General features: G+C 45.4%; 11 protein-coding genes. 4 read left to right on the top strand and 7 right to left on the bottom strand.

Translation table 11 applies throughout. From position 1 onward, the window contains the following. Position 1: 1 nt before the first annotated feature. Complete coding sequence (locus tag JT719_RS07705) at positions 2–340, bottom strand: PadR family transcriptional regulator (RefSeq protein WP_207432214.1); 339 nt, start codon at positions 338–340, stop codon at positions 2–4. Between the two features lie 288 nt (positions 341–628). Between JT719_RS07705 and JT719_RS07700 the strand changes: the two genes are divergently transcribed. Together JT719_RS07700 and porU2 are read left to right on the top strand one after the other, a co-directional pair. After that, on the top strand, positions 629–1,708 hold the full coding sequence (locus tag JT719_RS07700) for a putative type IX sorting system protein PorV2 (RefSeq protein ID WP_207432213.1): 1,080 nt from the start codon (positions 629–631) through the stop codon (positions 1,706–1,708). Between the two features lie 17 nt (positions 1,709–1,725). After that, complete coding sequence (gene porU2 / locus JT719_RS07695) at positions 1,726–6,720, top strand: putative type IX secretion system sortase PorU2 (protein ID WP_207432212.1); 4,995 nt, start codon at positions 1,726–1,728, stop codon at positions 6,718–6,720. Between the two features lie 64 nt (positions 6,721–6,784). Here the strand turns inward: porU2 and JT719_RS07690 are convergent, their stop codons facing one another. The 4 genes from JT719_RS07690 to JT719_RS07675 form a co-directional block, all read right to left on the bottom strand. After that, positions 6,785–8,392: an ArnT family glycosyltransferase gene (locus JT719_RS07690; protein WP_207432211.1), complete on the bottom strand. Its 1,608-nt coding sequence runs from the start codon at positions 8,390–8,392 to the stop codon at positions 6,785–6,787. Positions 8,393–8,482: 90 nt separating this feature from the next. Then, complete coding sequence (locus JT719_RS07685) at positions 8,483–8,989, bottom strand: dihydrofolate reductase (RefSeq protein WP_207432210.1); 507 nt, start codon at positions 8,987–8,989, stop codon at positions 8,483–8,485. Continuing rightward, the gene (fmt, locus tag JT719_RS07680) at positions 8,986–9,927 is read right to left on the bottom strand and encodes a methionyl-tRNA formyltransferase (protein ID WP_207432207.1); all 942 of its coding nucleotides are present in this window, start codon (positions 9,925–9,927) and stop codon (positions 8,986–8,988) included. The genes JT719_RS07685 and fmt overlap by 4 nt, the downstream gene beginning before the upstream one ends. Positions 9,928–9,931: 4 nt before the next feature. Then, a complete protein-coding gene (locus JT719_RS07675) occupies positions 9,932–11,173 on the bottom strand; it encodes a DUF1343 domain-containing protein (protein ID WP_242693100.1) in 1,242 nt (413 codons plus the stop codon). A 49-nt stretch (positions 11,174–11,222) separates the two neighbouring features. Between JT719_RS07675 and JT719_RS07670 the strand changes: the two genes are divergently transcribed. Next, a complete protein-coding gene (locus tag JT719_RS07670) occupies positions 11,223–12,437 on the top strand; it encodes an FtsX-like permease family protein (protein WP_207432205.1) in 1,215 nt (404 codons plus the stop codon). 120 nt (positions 12,438–12,557) lie between these two features. On the opposite strand, the gene JT719_RS07665 is transcribed toward JT719_RS07670, so the two are convergent. Continuing rightward, complete coding sequence (locus JT719_RS07665; RefSeq protein ID WP_207432203.1) at positions 12,558–13,346, bottom strand: mechanosensitive ion channel family protein; 789 nt, start codon at positions 13,344–13,346, stop codon at positions 12,558–12,560. A gap of 188 nt (positions 13,347–13,534) precedes the next feature. Beyond that, positions 13,535–14,233, bottom strand: a complete 699-nt coding sequence (locus JT719_RS07660) for a peptidoglycan DD-metalloendopeptidase family protein (protein ID WP_207432201.1) — start codon at positions 14,231–14,233, stop codon at positions 13,535–13,537. A 176-nt stretch (positions 14,234–14,409) separates the two neighbouring features. Between JT719_RS07660 and JT719_RS07655 the strand changes: the two genes are divergently transcribed. Continuing rightward, on the top strand, positions 14,410–15,492 hold the full coding sequence (locus JT719_RS07655; protein ID WP_207432199.1) for a ferredoxin--NADP reductase: 1,083 nt from the start codon (positions 14,410–14,412) through the stop codon (positions 15,490–15,492). The last annotated feature ends 15 nt before the right edge of the window (positions 15,493–15,507 follow it).

The raw sequence follows: 15,507 nt of genomic DNA, 5'->3' as shown, positions 1-15,507 counted from the left end.
GCTAGTTGGATTTCTTGCGGTTGATGATGAAGGTGGTGGAGTCTACCAGTTCTTGCCAGGTTTGGCGGAGCTGTTCTAAAAACTCAGTGCCTCCGGCAGTGAGTTTATAGTATTTGCGGGGTGGCCCTGAGGTTGATTCAACCCAGGAGTAATCTAGGAGCCCGGCGTTCTTCAGTCTGGTCAGTAATGGGTAGAGCGTCCCCTCCACTACAATCATTTTGGCGGCGGTCAATTCCTCCAGCATGTCAGAGGCGTAGACCTCGCCGCGGGCGATGATCTCCAGAATGCAGTACTCCAGAATCCCTTTCCGCATCTGCACTTGTGTGTTTTCTACTTTCATGGTCTGTGAGTCTGAATTATTGAGACAAATATATAAGAAGGTACTATGTAAAACAAGGTACTGTTGAAATTTATTTTTGGTTGCGGGTTTTCGGGATAAAATAAGTTTGCGGGAAATACGTAAAAGCCTAAAACAGACCCCTATAGAGCAGAAGAGGAAGAAATAGGGTTTATTTTGGAACAGATGAACAGAAATGGTTGTAATAGGCCATATTGGATGTGTTAAATTCTAGCCCGGTCCCTCTATATTTACATGTTTTTTGCGTATATGACGTATTAAATAGTTTTTATGATAAATAGATTTTTACCTATTCTTTTTCTTCTTACCGTTTTCTTGTTGCCTGATAAATCGCAGGCCCAGGATATCTCTGCCCCAAAGTACAGCAACGAGTTCCTTAATATAGGAGTAGGCGCCAGGGCTTTGGGAATGGGAGGGGTGCAGTCGGCCATAGTACGAGACGCAACCGCCGGTTTCTGGAACCCGGCTGGTTTGGTGGGTTTGCCCAAGCGCCACAATGCAGTGTACATGCACTCAGAGCTTTTTGCCGGTATCATCAAGAACGATTACGGGGCCTACGCCACCAACCTGGACTCCACCAGCGCCCTCTCATTTTCTGTTATCAGGGTAGGGGTAGATGACATCGCCGATACCCGCCGGTTGCAGAATGAATATGGAGCCATCCAGTATGACAGCATTGAGTTTTTCTCCGTAGCCGATTACGCCTTTCTAGCCTCCTACGCGCGTAAGAGCAACCTTATCCAGGGCCTGACTTTAGGTGCCAGTGCCAAAATAATTTACCGAAACGTAGGGAAGTTTGCCAATGCCTGGGGCTTTGGGATTGACGCCGGAGCCCAGTTGCGTCGGGGTAACTGGCAGTTTGGGTTGATGGCCAAAGACATCACCACCACCTTCACCGCCTGGAAACTGAACCCCGATGAACTGGAAAGCACGTATCTGCAGGATCAGGGGTCTTTTAATGCCAACAGCATAGAGGTTACGCTACCTCGTTTGATCCTGGGCGTGGGACGCTCCTTCCAGTTTGCCAAACGATTCTCTGCCTTAGTAGCCACCGATTTGGAAGTAACCACCGATGGGAAACGAAATACCCTTATTTCCACCGGAGTCGTTTCCGTCGATCCCAAAGTTGGAATAGAGTTAGGTTACGCCAATTCCGTGTTCCTGCGGGGAGGCATCAACAACGTGCAGCAGATTGAAGACCTCAACGGTAAAAGCAGCTGGAAAGTGCAGCCTAATTTCGGGATTGGTGTAGCTACCCACGGCCTGCAGTTGGACCTTGCTCTATCCAAGGTTTCTGACAACTCGCAGGTTTCTTCTGTGATTGTTTCCCTGGCCTATAGTTTTGATTGATTTGTGTGCATGCTTATATGAAAACAATTTACTCTTTTAGATTATTCTTTTTTGCTATTCTGTTCTGCTTTGCCTTCTTGGCACCTGCCTCAAGCTCCTATGGACAACAGGTAACCTACGGCAATGAGTGGATCAACTATAACCAGAAGTATTATAAAATCAAAGTGCCTACTACGGGCATTTACCGTTTAGACCGCGCTTACCTGCAGGCCGCCGGAATCAACGGGGTGGACCCTCGTAACTTCCAATTGTTCCGCCGCGGAAAGGAAGTGGCTATCCACGTAGAAGGTGAAGCCGATGGCTCTTTTGATGCGAATGATTTCATTGAGTTCTATGGGGAGAAAAACGATGGGGCTTTGGATAGAGAGTTATATAAGAATCCTGAGCATCAGGTAAACCCCTTTTATAGTCTCTATACTGATACTGCTGCGTATTTCTTGACATGGTCTACTTCTCAGCAAAATCGGAGGATGGTAACTCAAGAAACTCCTTCTAGCGGTCTAACTGCGCAGCCGTGGGTTTGGCAAACCATAATCAATCAGTCTACAGATCAATACAATCGGGGAAGACGTTATGGAGAGAACCATATGACTTGGGTGGATGAGGGAGAAGGTTTCATGTCAAGTTCATCTCCTAGATCCAGAGACATAGTCATAAATGGTGTCTCTAATATGTATGTTCAAGGGCCAAATCCTTCAGTAGAAGTTGTGATAGTTGGTTCTAATGCCACTTCGCCTGACGTTGATGTATTTGCTGTGAATGGGACAACGATAAGGCTATTGGGGAATTTGAAATCCTCGCCCTACAATACAATCAGACAAACTTTCCCATTAGAGTTTTCAGATGTTACTACGGCTGGAAGACTAACTATTCGGTTGGTGCCTAAAGACAACATTAATGGTCAAATCAGATTTTCACATGCGAAGGTGGTATTCCCCCAACGACCAATTATGGCAAGCTCTTCAATGTCATTTGAGGTTGCTTCGGCTGCGGAACAAACTTTACTAACCTTTGAAGGAACTAATGCTAAAAGCGCAATTGCTTACGACCTCACTGCTGAAGGTTTGGTTTATAGAATTGCAGGATCTGCAAACAGTACTTCCAAAAGCTTTGTATTTCCAAGTGCTGTAGGTTCATCTAATAAGAAAGGGTTTCTATGGTCTGGAGTAGCAATTACCCCCGCAAATGCACAAGAAGTAAAATTCAGAAATCTTACTGGAGCCCAAGCAAACTATTTGATAGTTTCTCATAAGAGTTTGATGTTGCCTTCTGGTGCTTCTGCTAATCCAGTGCTTGATTATGCTGCTTATAGAACCTCATCGGCAGGAGGTGGGTTTGATACCTTAGTAATGGAAGTGAACCAGATTTACGACCAGTTCTTCTATGGAGATAAGTCAGCTGCTGCTATAAGGAGGTTTGTGAAATATATGCTGGCAAATGGAAGGCCTCAATTCCTCTACCTCTTAGGTAAGGGAATTGAAACAGAGTATGTCAATGTAAGAAAGAACCCTAACTCTGTACCGTTCAAGGATTTAGTTCCAACAGGTGGAACCCCGGGCTCAGATATATTCTTTTCTTCAGATTGGGACCAAGGCCGTTATGAACCTAAACTTGCAACAGGCCGGTTGCCAGCACAGAATCCGGGAGATGTGCTGGCTTATTTAGAAAAAGTTAAGCAGCATGAGTCTCTGCCACAAAACTTAGAGTGGAGAAAGAACATTCTACATTTAGGTGGAGGCAATACCATAGAGGAAGGTAGACTTTTTGATAATTATCTTAGTACTTATAAGAGGATTGCAGAAAAGAAGTTCTTTGGAGCTAATGTAAAAACAAAAGTGCGAGATAGTAATGAAGATTTGGATACTCTAAATATAGCTAATGAATTAAACAATGGTCTTTCTTTGATTACGTTCTTTGGCCATAGTTCTTCCTCTGTATCGGATCTTGACATTGGGTATGTATCAAATCCAATTAATAGATATAATAATACTGGCAAATATCCAATGATTCTGATGAATGGGTGTAATGCCGGGAATATATTTACCACCGCTTCTTCTTTTGGTGAAGATTGGTTGTTGACTCCAAACAAAGGGGCAATATTATTCATAGCGCATTCCAGTTATGGATATCCATCTCTTCTTAATTTATTCAGCAGAACTTTTTACGAAGAAGCTTTTGCAAATGAAGAGTACTTTGGTAAACCCATGGGTATTATCCATAAACAAGTCTTAAAACAGATAGAAAATGTCAATACTGGAGATAATCTGATTGCAATGATAGAGCAAATGGATCTGAAAGGAGATCCAGCAATCATCTTAGTTAATCCAGAAAAGCCAGATTACGCTATAAACAATAGTTCTATCTCTGTTAAGCCGTTAGACAATAAACCTTTATCAGCTTCTACTGAGAAGTTTTCAGTTTTAGTAGAAGTAAAAAATTTAGGAAAAGTACATGATGAACCATTCAATATCAGAGTAAACCGCATACAGGAGAATGGAGAACTGCTACAATCTGACTCTGCAGTAGTTGCATTATCAAGCTTTAGAGATACAATTGAGATTCAATTAGAGTCACGTGCCTTCGTTCCAGGGATTAATTCCTTTGAGGTGAAGGTAGATTCAAGGAATGAGATTCAAGAACTAGACGAAACTAATAATATTGGGGAATTAGAAGTTTTCTTGCCTGCAAGCAGTGTAATTGCCTTATCACCCTATAAATACGGAATTGTTAGTTCTCAAACTGTGAAATTAATTGGCCAGTCAACCAATCTGTTGGAGGGTAATAATAAGTATTATTTTGAAATAGACACAACTGCTACTTTTAAAAGTCCATGGAAGAGAACTAACGTAGTTGAGGGCGGAACCGTCCCTATATGGGAAGTGAGTTTACCATCCAATACATCCCAGCGGGATAGTGTGGTATACTTTTGGCGTTTCCGAAACTTTGAGGTCTCTTCCCAAGAAGATACTGTTTGGGCTACCAGTTCATTTAGATTTATTCCTGATAGTCCAAATGGTTGGTCTCAAAGCAATATAGATCAATTAGCAGAAATTGAAGGCCAGAATGTCTTATTAAAAAGAGACAGTAAAAAGATTGAATTTGTAAATAGCATAGCTAAAACTATTAGGATCAGGGGCGTAGGTGGAGCCGTAAACTTCGGGTATCCGCCAAATTCAATTTACATTGAAGGTATAAGAACAATTGATGGAGATTGTTATACTTATAATCCTAATATAATGATTGTAGTGTTCAATGATAAAACATTGGAACCTTATACAGATATGCCGGTTGGACTTGCTTCCTTTTGTGGGCGACAACCTAAAGTCACTTACAATTTTGTTGATTTAAGAAAACCTGAAAATTTAGCTAATCTAGAAACATTCCTTAGCAAGATTCCTGAAGGGTTCCATGTTGCTCTAGTTGGAACTAGCAATGTACCTTATAATACTCTTCCAGAAAGTTTAAAAGCCCAGTTTAGAAGTTTAGGGTCTGTTTTGATTGACAAATTAGTGCCTGGAGATCCTTTTGCCTTAATTGGTAGGAAAGGTGCAAAACCAGGGACAGTTCCTGAAGTAGGGCCATCAGCAGCTGAGCCTACTCCAGCTAATCAGCAGTCAATCTTCTTAGAAACTCAACTCTGGACAAATTCCGGTAGCGGGATGTATTCTTCAACCGTTATCGGCCCTGCTCGTGAATGGAAGTCACTGCATTATAAACTAGCTCTTGAGCAGTCCGATAGTTATAAATTAGAAGTAATGGGAATTACGTTGAATGGTGAAGAAACACGGCTTTTTGACAATATAACATCTTCTAATTTTGATTTAGGATCAGTTAACGCATCGCAGTATCCTTACTTAAGATTGAAAATGAATCTTAGTGATATTGAAAACAGGACTGCGCCTCAGTTGAAGGAATGGGTAGTTCTGTATGAAAGGGTTCCCGAGGGGGTTTTAAGGCCGGATCTTATAGGTGTCAACAAGTATGAGCAAATATCAGAACAGGCTACTAATGGTAAGATAGATTTGCAATTTGCATTCCATAATATTTCAAATGTAGATTTCAATGATTCATTAACGGTTGAAACTACTTTGCATAAAGAAGATGGTAATACTACTTCTAAAACATTCAAGATTGAACCTTTACAAAAGAACGATACCGTCTATTTCAAGAGTACATTTGTTACTAATGGCTTAACTGGTGCAAACAGGTTACGCGTAAATGTTAATCCAAGAATATTGCCTGAGCAGTATTATTATAATAACACCCTTGAACTACCATTTACGATTGGTTCCTATTCCGGAATGCCTCCTATAGTGGATGTTGCAATTGATGGGACTCGTATTCTTGACGGTGATATAGTTTCTCCAAGTCCACTGATTAATATTGTGTTGAAAGACAATTCAGGTAAGTTGTCTGTGAAGCAATCGCAAAAGATGCGGGTGTATTTAACTAAGCCCGGTAATTCTGTTGCTGAAGAAATTTTATTGGAGGCTAATTCAGATGTGAAATTGTATGCAGCTGATGAAAACAATGATTTTAGAATAGAATATAACCCCAAAGAGTTAGTTGATGGAGTTTACTTGCTGGAGGTTCAGGGTTTAGATGCTACAGACAATAAATTAGGTGAGCCATACAGAGTTTCCTTCCAAGTTGTGAATGAATCTTCTATTTCCAACTTTTATCCGTACCCTAATCCTTTCTCCTCAAAGACAAGGTTTGTTTTTACTTTGACTGGGAATAAAGTGCCTGATAAAATGAAGCTCCAAATTATGACAGTGACTGGCAAGGTGATTCGAGAAATTCATAAAGAAGAACTTGGTCCAATAAAAATAGGGAATAATGTTTCCGAGTTCGCTTGGGATGGCACTGATGAATATGGTGACAAATTAGCAAATGGTGTATACCTGTATAGAGTAGTTATGGATAATGTGAATGAGGATATAAAACATAGATATACTACCGGCGATAAAGCATTTAAAAAGGGGTATGGAAAAATCTATATTCTCAGATAGAAGACAGAATCAGTAGTAACATAATGAAACAGGGGGCTAATCAGCCCCCTGTTTCATTATGTTACTACTTGATTGATATCACTCTAAATACTTTTACTGTATCAACTGGTTTTACTGTAAAAGACCATGGTACATTTGAAATGTCAGTTCTATAAAAACTAGCATTTTTGGCAGTAGTAAAAAATGTAACCCAGGTGGGGCTTTGGTATATACTGCCAACTTCTTGGAGTATGATGTTTTTTGAAACTGGTTGCAAAGGCACGTTGAGCGGATAAACGAAAAAGTCGTTTACCATGGGTTTAGAAGTTTCCTCGTCATAAAACTTCATTCCACTTTGGGCACTGTACCATCGCCACCCCCAATGACCAACTGTCCAAATGGTGGACCTTTTTGGAAGATTAGCTGCAATCTTATTTGAAGCACACCTGTAGAAAGAAGAATACGCCCAGTCAGACATGCCTAGAAGGAAGCCTAAGGTAACTGTACAAATTAAAGTAAAGAAAAGTGTTCTAGCTTCTATATGTTCCAAACTTTGGAAGACTAGAATTATTAGGGGAGGAATAGCTAAGAGTACATGCCTAGTAGATATAAAAGGGGCGAATAGTATGATAAATAAAGCCATTGTAAAGAACCAAGTAAAAATTATTATTCTGTTCTTGTGAAATGATTTATCTGATAAAGTTTTAAAAACATGAAATAATAGAGTGCTTCCAACAAATAAAAAGGATACCCAAAGTATAAATGCAGGTGTCTTGTAGTTTAGTTTGTTTGATATACCATATAAAGTTGAGAGCAGAATTATTGGAAGCTGAATGGTAATTATATTCTTGAAATTTTCCTTTCTTAAATGCTGCGCTAGAATAAATAAAGAGAATGTGGCTATAGAGCCTAATGTTACTGTATAAGTAATAAGCTTATGTACAGTGAATGATGATAGTACAATGTTGTTTGATCTACCTATTATATGGATTGAATTGAATTCATAAATATTAAAAATACTCCATGCAGTGATAGTAAGGAAGGGGAGTGTTAAGGCAGGTGTCTGCTTGATGGACCAGTTATTAAGAATGGAAATTGCTAGTATTAAGTAAAGCGGTAGTAAAGAATATTTAATTAGAAGACCTGCGCTTAAAATAGTTGCTGCAAAAAAATGATTTTTTATGTTCGAATTACTGTTATTTTTGACTAGTAGAAAAATAAAGATAATACTCAACGATAGAATAGGTATGTCTACCATTGTGTTCTGATTTACTAAAAAGGCCGGGTTGAAAGCTAAAAGAGCGGTAGCTAACAAAGAAAACCTGGGAATTAGAATATTGCATAATTTGTAAAAATATATTATTGCTAATAAAGAAAAGATAGATTCTAATAAATGTAAAGGGACCTCTTTGTACCCAAATGACTTACCAATTGCAGCTATTAGGTAGAAAAATAGTGGAGGTTGATTTGAAGTATAAATTGGTACATTCTCTTTTCCCCAGTTAATAATGCCAGACATAGGAGCTAAGGGGTGCTTTTCAATCCATTGAGCAACTAATAAATGAAATGTGTCATCTATATGAAATGCTTTATTTAAGTTGAATGCAGTTGCAATGATCCAAATTGCTGCCAGTATGAACCAATCCGCTTTTTTAATCAAAGCATTCTTTTGAAGTAGAGAGATAGAATTCAATAAAATGGTGCTTTTAAGCTGCTTGGTGATACTTGTAAATAGACATCCTTTTGATGTATACTATAATTTGAAAATCTGAGTGCTAAATCATTAATTATTACTAAACACTGCCTTCCGCCGGAAAGTGAAAAACGTGTAGGGATACGCGTGTTTCTCATCGGTCGGGTGTTCCTCTTGCTCGGTTACTTCCCAGGCATCGGCTTCCAGTTCCGGGAAGAGGACGTCGCCGTCAAAGGATTCGTGGACCAGAGTGAGGTACACCACTTCGGCCAGCGGCAAGGCTTGTTTGTAAATCTCGCCGCCGCCTATTACCATGACCTGCTCGTCCAGGGCGAGGCCTTCCTGTAATGCTTCTTCCAGTGAGGCCGTCACTACGCAGCCTTCAGGAGCCTGGTAGTCTTCCTGCCGGGTGACGATGATGGAGGTGCGGCCGGGCAGCGGTTTGCCAATGGCTTCAAAGGTTTTGCGGCCCATCACCATGGGGTGGCCCATGGTCAGTTTTTTGAAATGTTGCAGGTCTTTGGGCAAATGCCAGATCAACTGGTTGTCTTTCCCGATGACGCGGTTCTCCGCGATGGCTACTACTAAGGCGATCATACGGCTTGTTGAAACGTGAAACCCCGCAAAAACTCCTGGATCTTCATCCGCTTTTTGCCTTCCATCTGCAGTTCCTCCACGGCGTAAGCAGTTCCTTCTCCGCATTGTACGTGAAGGAAGTTCTTGCCATCGGTGGTGTAAGTGCCGGGTGCCGTTTCAGCGGGGTTTTCCAGAATTCGGCCTGAAAACACCTTGAACTGCTTTCCTTCCAACACTGTCCACGCGGCTGGGTACGGCGACAAACCACGTACAAAGTTGTGCACCTGCTCGGCGGGTTGGTTCCAGTCTATCTGGCATGTTTGTTTAAAGATCTTGGGCGCCATGCGCAAGGGCTCGGCGGGTTGCGGTTGCGGATAAGGCTGGGTACGCTCCTCGGCGATAGCTTCCACGGTTTCCAGCAGGAGTTCAGCGCCGGCGTGCTTCAGCTTCTCGTAGAGCGTCCCGAAGTTGTCTTCCGGGGCAATGGTCACTTTTTTCTGCAGGATGATGTCGCCGGTGTCAATCTCGTGCTGCAGGAAGAAGGACGTGACGCCGGTTTCTTTGTCACCATGGATGAGGGCCCAGTTGATGGGCGCGGCTCCGCGGTAATGCGGCAGCAGAGAGGCGTGGATGTTGAGCGAGCCCAAAGGCGGCATGTTCCAGACGGCTTCGGGCAGCATCCGGAAGGCCACAATCACCTGCAGATGGGCATTGAAGCTTCTGAGTTCTTCCTGAAAGGCTTGGTCCTTCAGGTTGGTGGGCTGGAGCACGGGCAGGTTGTGCTGCAAGGCTACTTCCTTCACCGGCGAGTGCACCAGTCTGAGGCCTCGGCCAGCGGGCTTGTCGGGGGCGGTGATCACGGCCACCACGTTCCAGCCGTTTTCCACAAGGGCTTGGAGCGAAGGCACCGCAAAGTCTGGGGTGCCCATGAAAATAATCTGGAGGTCTTCTTTCCGCATGATGTTATTCAAAGTCTGGGTAAAGCAGGTACTGCTTGCGCATTTTTTTATAGGCCTCTAAGCCCGGTTTCCAGGAATTCCGGATTTCTTTCTCGCTCATGCCGGCCATGATCTGTTTCTGCAGCTCGTCGGTGCCGGCCAGGCTCTTGAAGAAGTTGTTGAAGAACTTCTCTTTTTGCCCTGATTTCTGATAAAAGTCCAGTAAATAGCTGAGAGTGAAATTCTCCTTCAGTTTCAGGTTGGTCAAGTCTTTTCCGTAGCAAACCTGGTTTTTGTACGGCGGGTCCATGGACATGCCGGGAATAGGCACGGGCGTGAACGAGAAGGCTTTGTCAGGATAATACGGCGCCCCGATTACCTGGAACGGCGTGTGCGTACCACGGCCCTGGCTCACCGTAGTCCCTTCAAAGAGACACAGGAACGGATACAGCTTAATGGACTGGTCGTTGGGCAGGTTAGGCGACGGCTTGATAGGCAGCGAATAGAACATTTTATGGTGGTAGCCCTTCACCGGAATAATCTTCACTTCGGCCTGCACGCCGTTTTGGAGCCATTTTTCGCCGTTGATCATCAAAGCATACTCGCCCAGCGTAAGCCCGTGCGAGATGGGAATTGTGTTCATGCCCACAAATGACTTGAACTGCGGCTTCAGGATAGGACCGTCAATGAGGTACCCGATGGGGTTAGGGCGGTCCAACAGCAGCATAGGCTTCTTCTGCTCGGCAAGGGCCTCCATCACGTAGTGCATGGTACTGCTGTAGGTGTAGAAGCGCACGCCCACGTCTTGGATATCGAACAGAACTACGTCTACATCTTTCAGTTGCTCGGCACTGGGTTTTTTGTTCTTCCCATACAAGGAAAGGATAGGCAAACCAGTTTTAGAGTCGGTGGAGTTACTGATGTGGGCTCCGGCATCGGCATCGCCGCGAAAACCATGCTCCGGGGCAAAAATCATGGTGATCTTCACGCCTCGGCTCAACAGCGTATCCACCAGGTGCGTTTTCCCGATGGTGGAGGTCTGGTTCACCACCATGCCCACGCGCTTGCCCTGCAGGTACGGCAAGTATAACTCTGTTTGCTGCGCGCCCGTTAGGAGAGTGGCCGAAGCCGGGACAGGCTGCGCCAAAGTTGTTTTAGCCGCTTCCGGGCTGATTGCCGGGGTACTGGCCACCGGCGTTGACGCGGCTGGTTTGCCGCCGGCCAGTGTGGCGCAGAGCATTGCCGTGCGGAGGAGAGTGAAGAGCATAGGTTTAGTTTAAGTACAGATAACTATCTTTAAGCACAAATTTGACGAAGTGAATCTTTCCCGATATATAGCCAGCCGTTTGGCCGGCGCCCGATCAGACTCTTTTACCGCCTCGGTCACAAAAATAGCAAAGTTCAGCGTAGGGCTAGGCATTGCTATCATGATTGTGTCTTTCGCGATCCTGGAAGGGTTCCGCCACGAGATCCAGGAGAAGATCTTCAGCTTTGGCGGGCACCTGCAGATCAGCAAATTTGACACCAACAATTCCTTTGAGGGCTATCCCATGGGCACCTCCACGGGCCTGGAAGATTACCGCAAGATCCCCGGGGTGTCGCACCTGCAGCCGTTCGCCCGTAAGACGGCCATCGTGAAAACCGAGGAAGAAGTGCTGGGCGTGGTGCTGAAGGGCGTGGATTCTACCTATGATTTCCGGGGGATGCGCGCCAACCTGGTCTCGGGCTCAGTGCTGGAGTTCAGCGATACCGCCGCCTCCAACCAGATCATGATGAGCCAGATCATGGCCGATAAGCTCAGATTGAAAGTAGGCGACCGCGTGCTGTTTTACTTTATCCAGAACCCGCCCCGCATGCGGAGGTTCGAGGTGAAAGGAATCTTCAAAACCGGCCTGGAGGAATTTGACAACGTGTACGTTTTAGGCGATTTGCAGCAAATCCGGGACTTAAACCAGTGGCCCGATTCCCTGGTGGGCGGCTACGAAATTTTGTTAAGCGATTTCACCCAGATTGATACCGTCACGAGCCAGGTCTTTGATAAGATGAACTACGATTTGCAACTGGAGAAAATCACCGACACCTACGCCCAGCTCTTCGATTGGCTGGAGCTCCTCAAGCGGAACGTGATCATCTTTCTGGTGCTGATTGTGTTTGTTGCCACGTTCAATATGGTGTCCACGCTGTTTATCATGATTCTGGAGCGCACCAACATGATTGGCGCTTTAAAGGCCATGGGCGCCACCAACGGACAAATCAGGGGTATTTTCCTACACCGAGGGCTGCGCCTCACCATTGCCGGTTTGATTGGCGGGAACCTGCTGGCCCTGCTTTTCTGTCTGGTGCAGGACTATTTCCACCTCATTCCGCTTGACCCAGAAAACTACTACATGGACACCGTGCCCATCTACTGGGATTGGCGCATTTGGGTAGGCATCAACGGCATCACCTTTATTTTGACCATGCTTTCGGTCCTGCTGCCCACCTTCCTCATCGCCCGCATCAGCCCAGTGAAAGCCATCAAGTTTGATTAAAAGCAGATCCCCGTTTCAGCGCTATTTTCCAGGAAGTAGCGCCGAAACGGGGATCTGCTTTTATGAGAAATTACGGCTTGAGGAAATACGTTTTCTGAGACTGTGATTATTTGCCGAACCTTACTTCAGTTCGATTCCTTCCTGCTCAAAAGCTTCTTTCACTTTCTCATTCAGGGATTCAGAGACCTGCTGAAAACGGTAATCTCCGCGTTGCACCCACACCTTCACTGACAAGGTCATGGTTTGTCCAGCCAGTTTTTCCACTCCCACCGATGGGGCCGGTTCCTGGATGATCTGCTTATCAGTGGCGATGATCCGGTTGAGGACTTCCCTGATTCTGGACAGCGGCACCGAGGCATCCACCGTGTAGGTCACATCTAACCGGCGTACGTTCTCCACGTCATAGTTCACCACTACCGCTGAGGCCAGCGGACCGTTGGGTAAATAGATGGTCTTGTTGTCTTCGGTTTTAATGACGGTATTGAAGATATTAATCAGCGAGACGGTTCCTTTCTGCCCTTGCGCCTCAATAAAGTCGCCCACCCTAAAAGGCTTGATGGTTAAAATCAGCACCCCACCCGCAAAATTGGCCAAACTGCCCTGCAGAGCCAATCCCACCGCCAGACCGGCTGATCCCAGCAAGGCTATGAAAGAAGTAACCTCCAGGCCCACCTGGTCAATTACCACCATGATGAGCAAAACCAGCAGCACAATGTTGAGGATATTCTTGAGAAACGGCCGCAATGACGGGTCCACATTCTCCCGGGTCATGATACGGTACGCGAAATCAGTGATGCGCCGGATAAGCCAAAGCCCCACAATCAGAATAAAGATGGCTACCAGAATCTTGATGCCATACAACAAAGCGAAATCTTGGATGCGGGTTAGAAAACGGTCGGCTTCAAACATACAGTATTAGGAATGATGGATGATAACTTTAAGATGAAGGAGTGACGATTATGATTTGAGCAGGATTTAACCAATAACCTGTTAAAAGGCATCTTTTCTCACGCTAAGTAATCATGATCTTAAAAAGATAATGGAATTACCTGGTTTCGACTTTCTTTTCAAAGGCCTACACTTTTCATAAAAGAAGGTTAGTGCAGATGCCGTGATCCCAAAATCAAATTCGGGTCAATACAAATCTGCCGGTAGTATCCTTCCTCAGAAGGCGCGCAGACACCCGGGAAATCGCCGCTTTTACCTAACAGGTTGGTCATGACCTGGAAATGCAGGTGCGGGGGCCAATCACCGTTCTCGGGGTAGGGGCCCATGGTGGCAATCTGGTTTCCGGCGGCAATGGGTTTGCCGGCATACAAACCTTCCAAAGAGGTACGGCTAAGGTGACCATATAAGGTGTAGAACGTGATGCCTTCCAGTTCATGCGCCAGGATAATGGTAGGGCCGTAATCCCCGAAGTTGTCGTTGTCCTGGAAACTGTGGACGGTTCCGGCCAGGGGCGCGTAGATAGGTAGGTGGGCAGGGGCCCAGATGTCCACGCCCAAGTGCACAGATCTGGACTCGGCAGTTCCTTCAAAGTGCTCGCTGCGGCGGTAAATGACCCGGTTTTCAAAATAACCTCCCACTCCAACCGTTGCATTTTGCTGGCGCAGCATCTCTAAGACAAACTGCTCAAATGAAGCGGTGTCTTTGAAATCGGTTTGCAGAAGGGCTTTGTTTTCAGCGGTAAAATCTAGCCTCACCACATCCGGGGCGTTGAGGTCATGATCCAGGATGGAAGCGAAAGACGAGGCGCGGGCGGAGAGGAGCGAGATCAGTTTGGAAGCGTTTTCCATAAAAGGGCTCAGAAACGTACTTTGGTGAAAAAGGAACGTGGCAAGTTACAGGAAAAACAAACGTACGGCCGCTTTTTTTAGCCTAAGTTCGGGTTGGTATATGAAATGTTGTAACTTTCCTGCTTTAATTAGAGTCAGTAAATGCTGAACTTACTCGTTTTTCGTACATACAAACTATGAGCAACGCTTATTATACCATGAAGGTGGCCGAGATCACCCAAGAGACATCAGATGCCATCACCCTTCATTTAGACCATCCAGACAAAAACAACATCCCATACATCCCTGGTCAGTTTTTGACCTTGATTTTGCCGGTGAACGGCCAGAAAGTACGCCGGTCATATTCTTTGTGCAGCATCCCCAGCGAGCCGTATTTCTCCGTGACCGTGAAGCGGGTAGAAGGCGGCCTTATGTCTAATTATCTGGTAGATAATGCCCAGGTAGGGCAGACCATTGAGGTGATGGCGCCGCTGGGAAATTTCATCCTGAAGCCCGATGCCTCCCAGAAACGCCATATTTTCCTGTTTGGCGGTGGTAGCGGCATCACGCCGCTCATGTCTATGCTCAAAAGCACCCTGAAGCATGAACCACAGAGCCGCATCACGCTCGTGTACGGAAACCGCAACCTGGAATCGGTTATCTTCAAAGACCAGTTGGCGCAACTGGAGCAGCAATACCCGCAGAACCTCAAGATTGTGCACGTGTTCAATGAGTCTATTGTAGACGCCACAGAGGCACAGGAGCACATTGGTTTGCTGGACCGTACCATGGTGTTGCGCCTTTTGGAGAACCTGAGAGTACCCGGTTACCAGCAGGAAAGCTTCTACATGTGCGGACCCGAGGCCATGATGAACGAGGTGCGCGAGGCCCTGCATTTCATGCGTGTGCCCAACAACCAGATCTTCAAAGAAAGCTTTACCGCGCCTACCTCCACCGAGGAGCACGGGGCTGACGTAACCGCGGCGGCAGACTCAGACGAGATCATCGTCCGTACCGTTACCATTATTTATGAGGGACAGGAATATCAGTTGGAAGTGAAACCAAATGAGACCATCCTGGAAGCTGGCCTGAAAGCCGATATTGATTTACCTTATTCCTGCCAGGCAGGTCTATGTACCGCCTGTATGGGCAAATGCCTCAGCGGTCGCGTGCATTTAGATGAGCGCGAAGGCCTCTCTGATGCCGAGATTGCCCAAGGGTATGTATTGAACTGCGTTGGCCACCCGCTTACCGCCGACGTAGTGATTGAGATTGGTTAATTGTTTTTCTCCTGT

The organism is Sabulibacter ruber (genome assembly GCF_017355955.1).
Lineage (GTDB): Bacteria > Bacteroidota > Bacteroidia > Cytophagales > Hymenobacteraceae > Nibribacter > Nibribacter ruber_A.
This window is presented reverse-complemented; position numbering and strand designations above follow the sequence as displayed.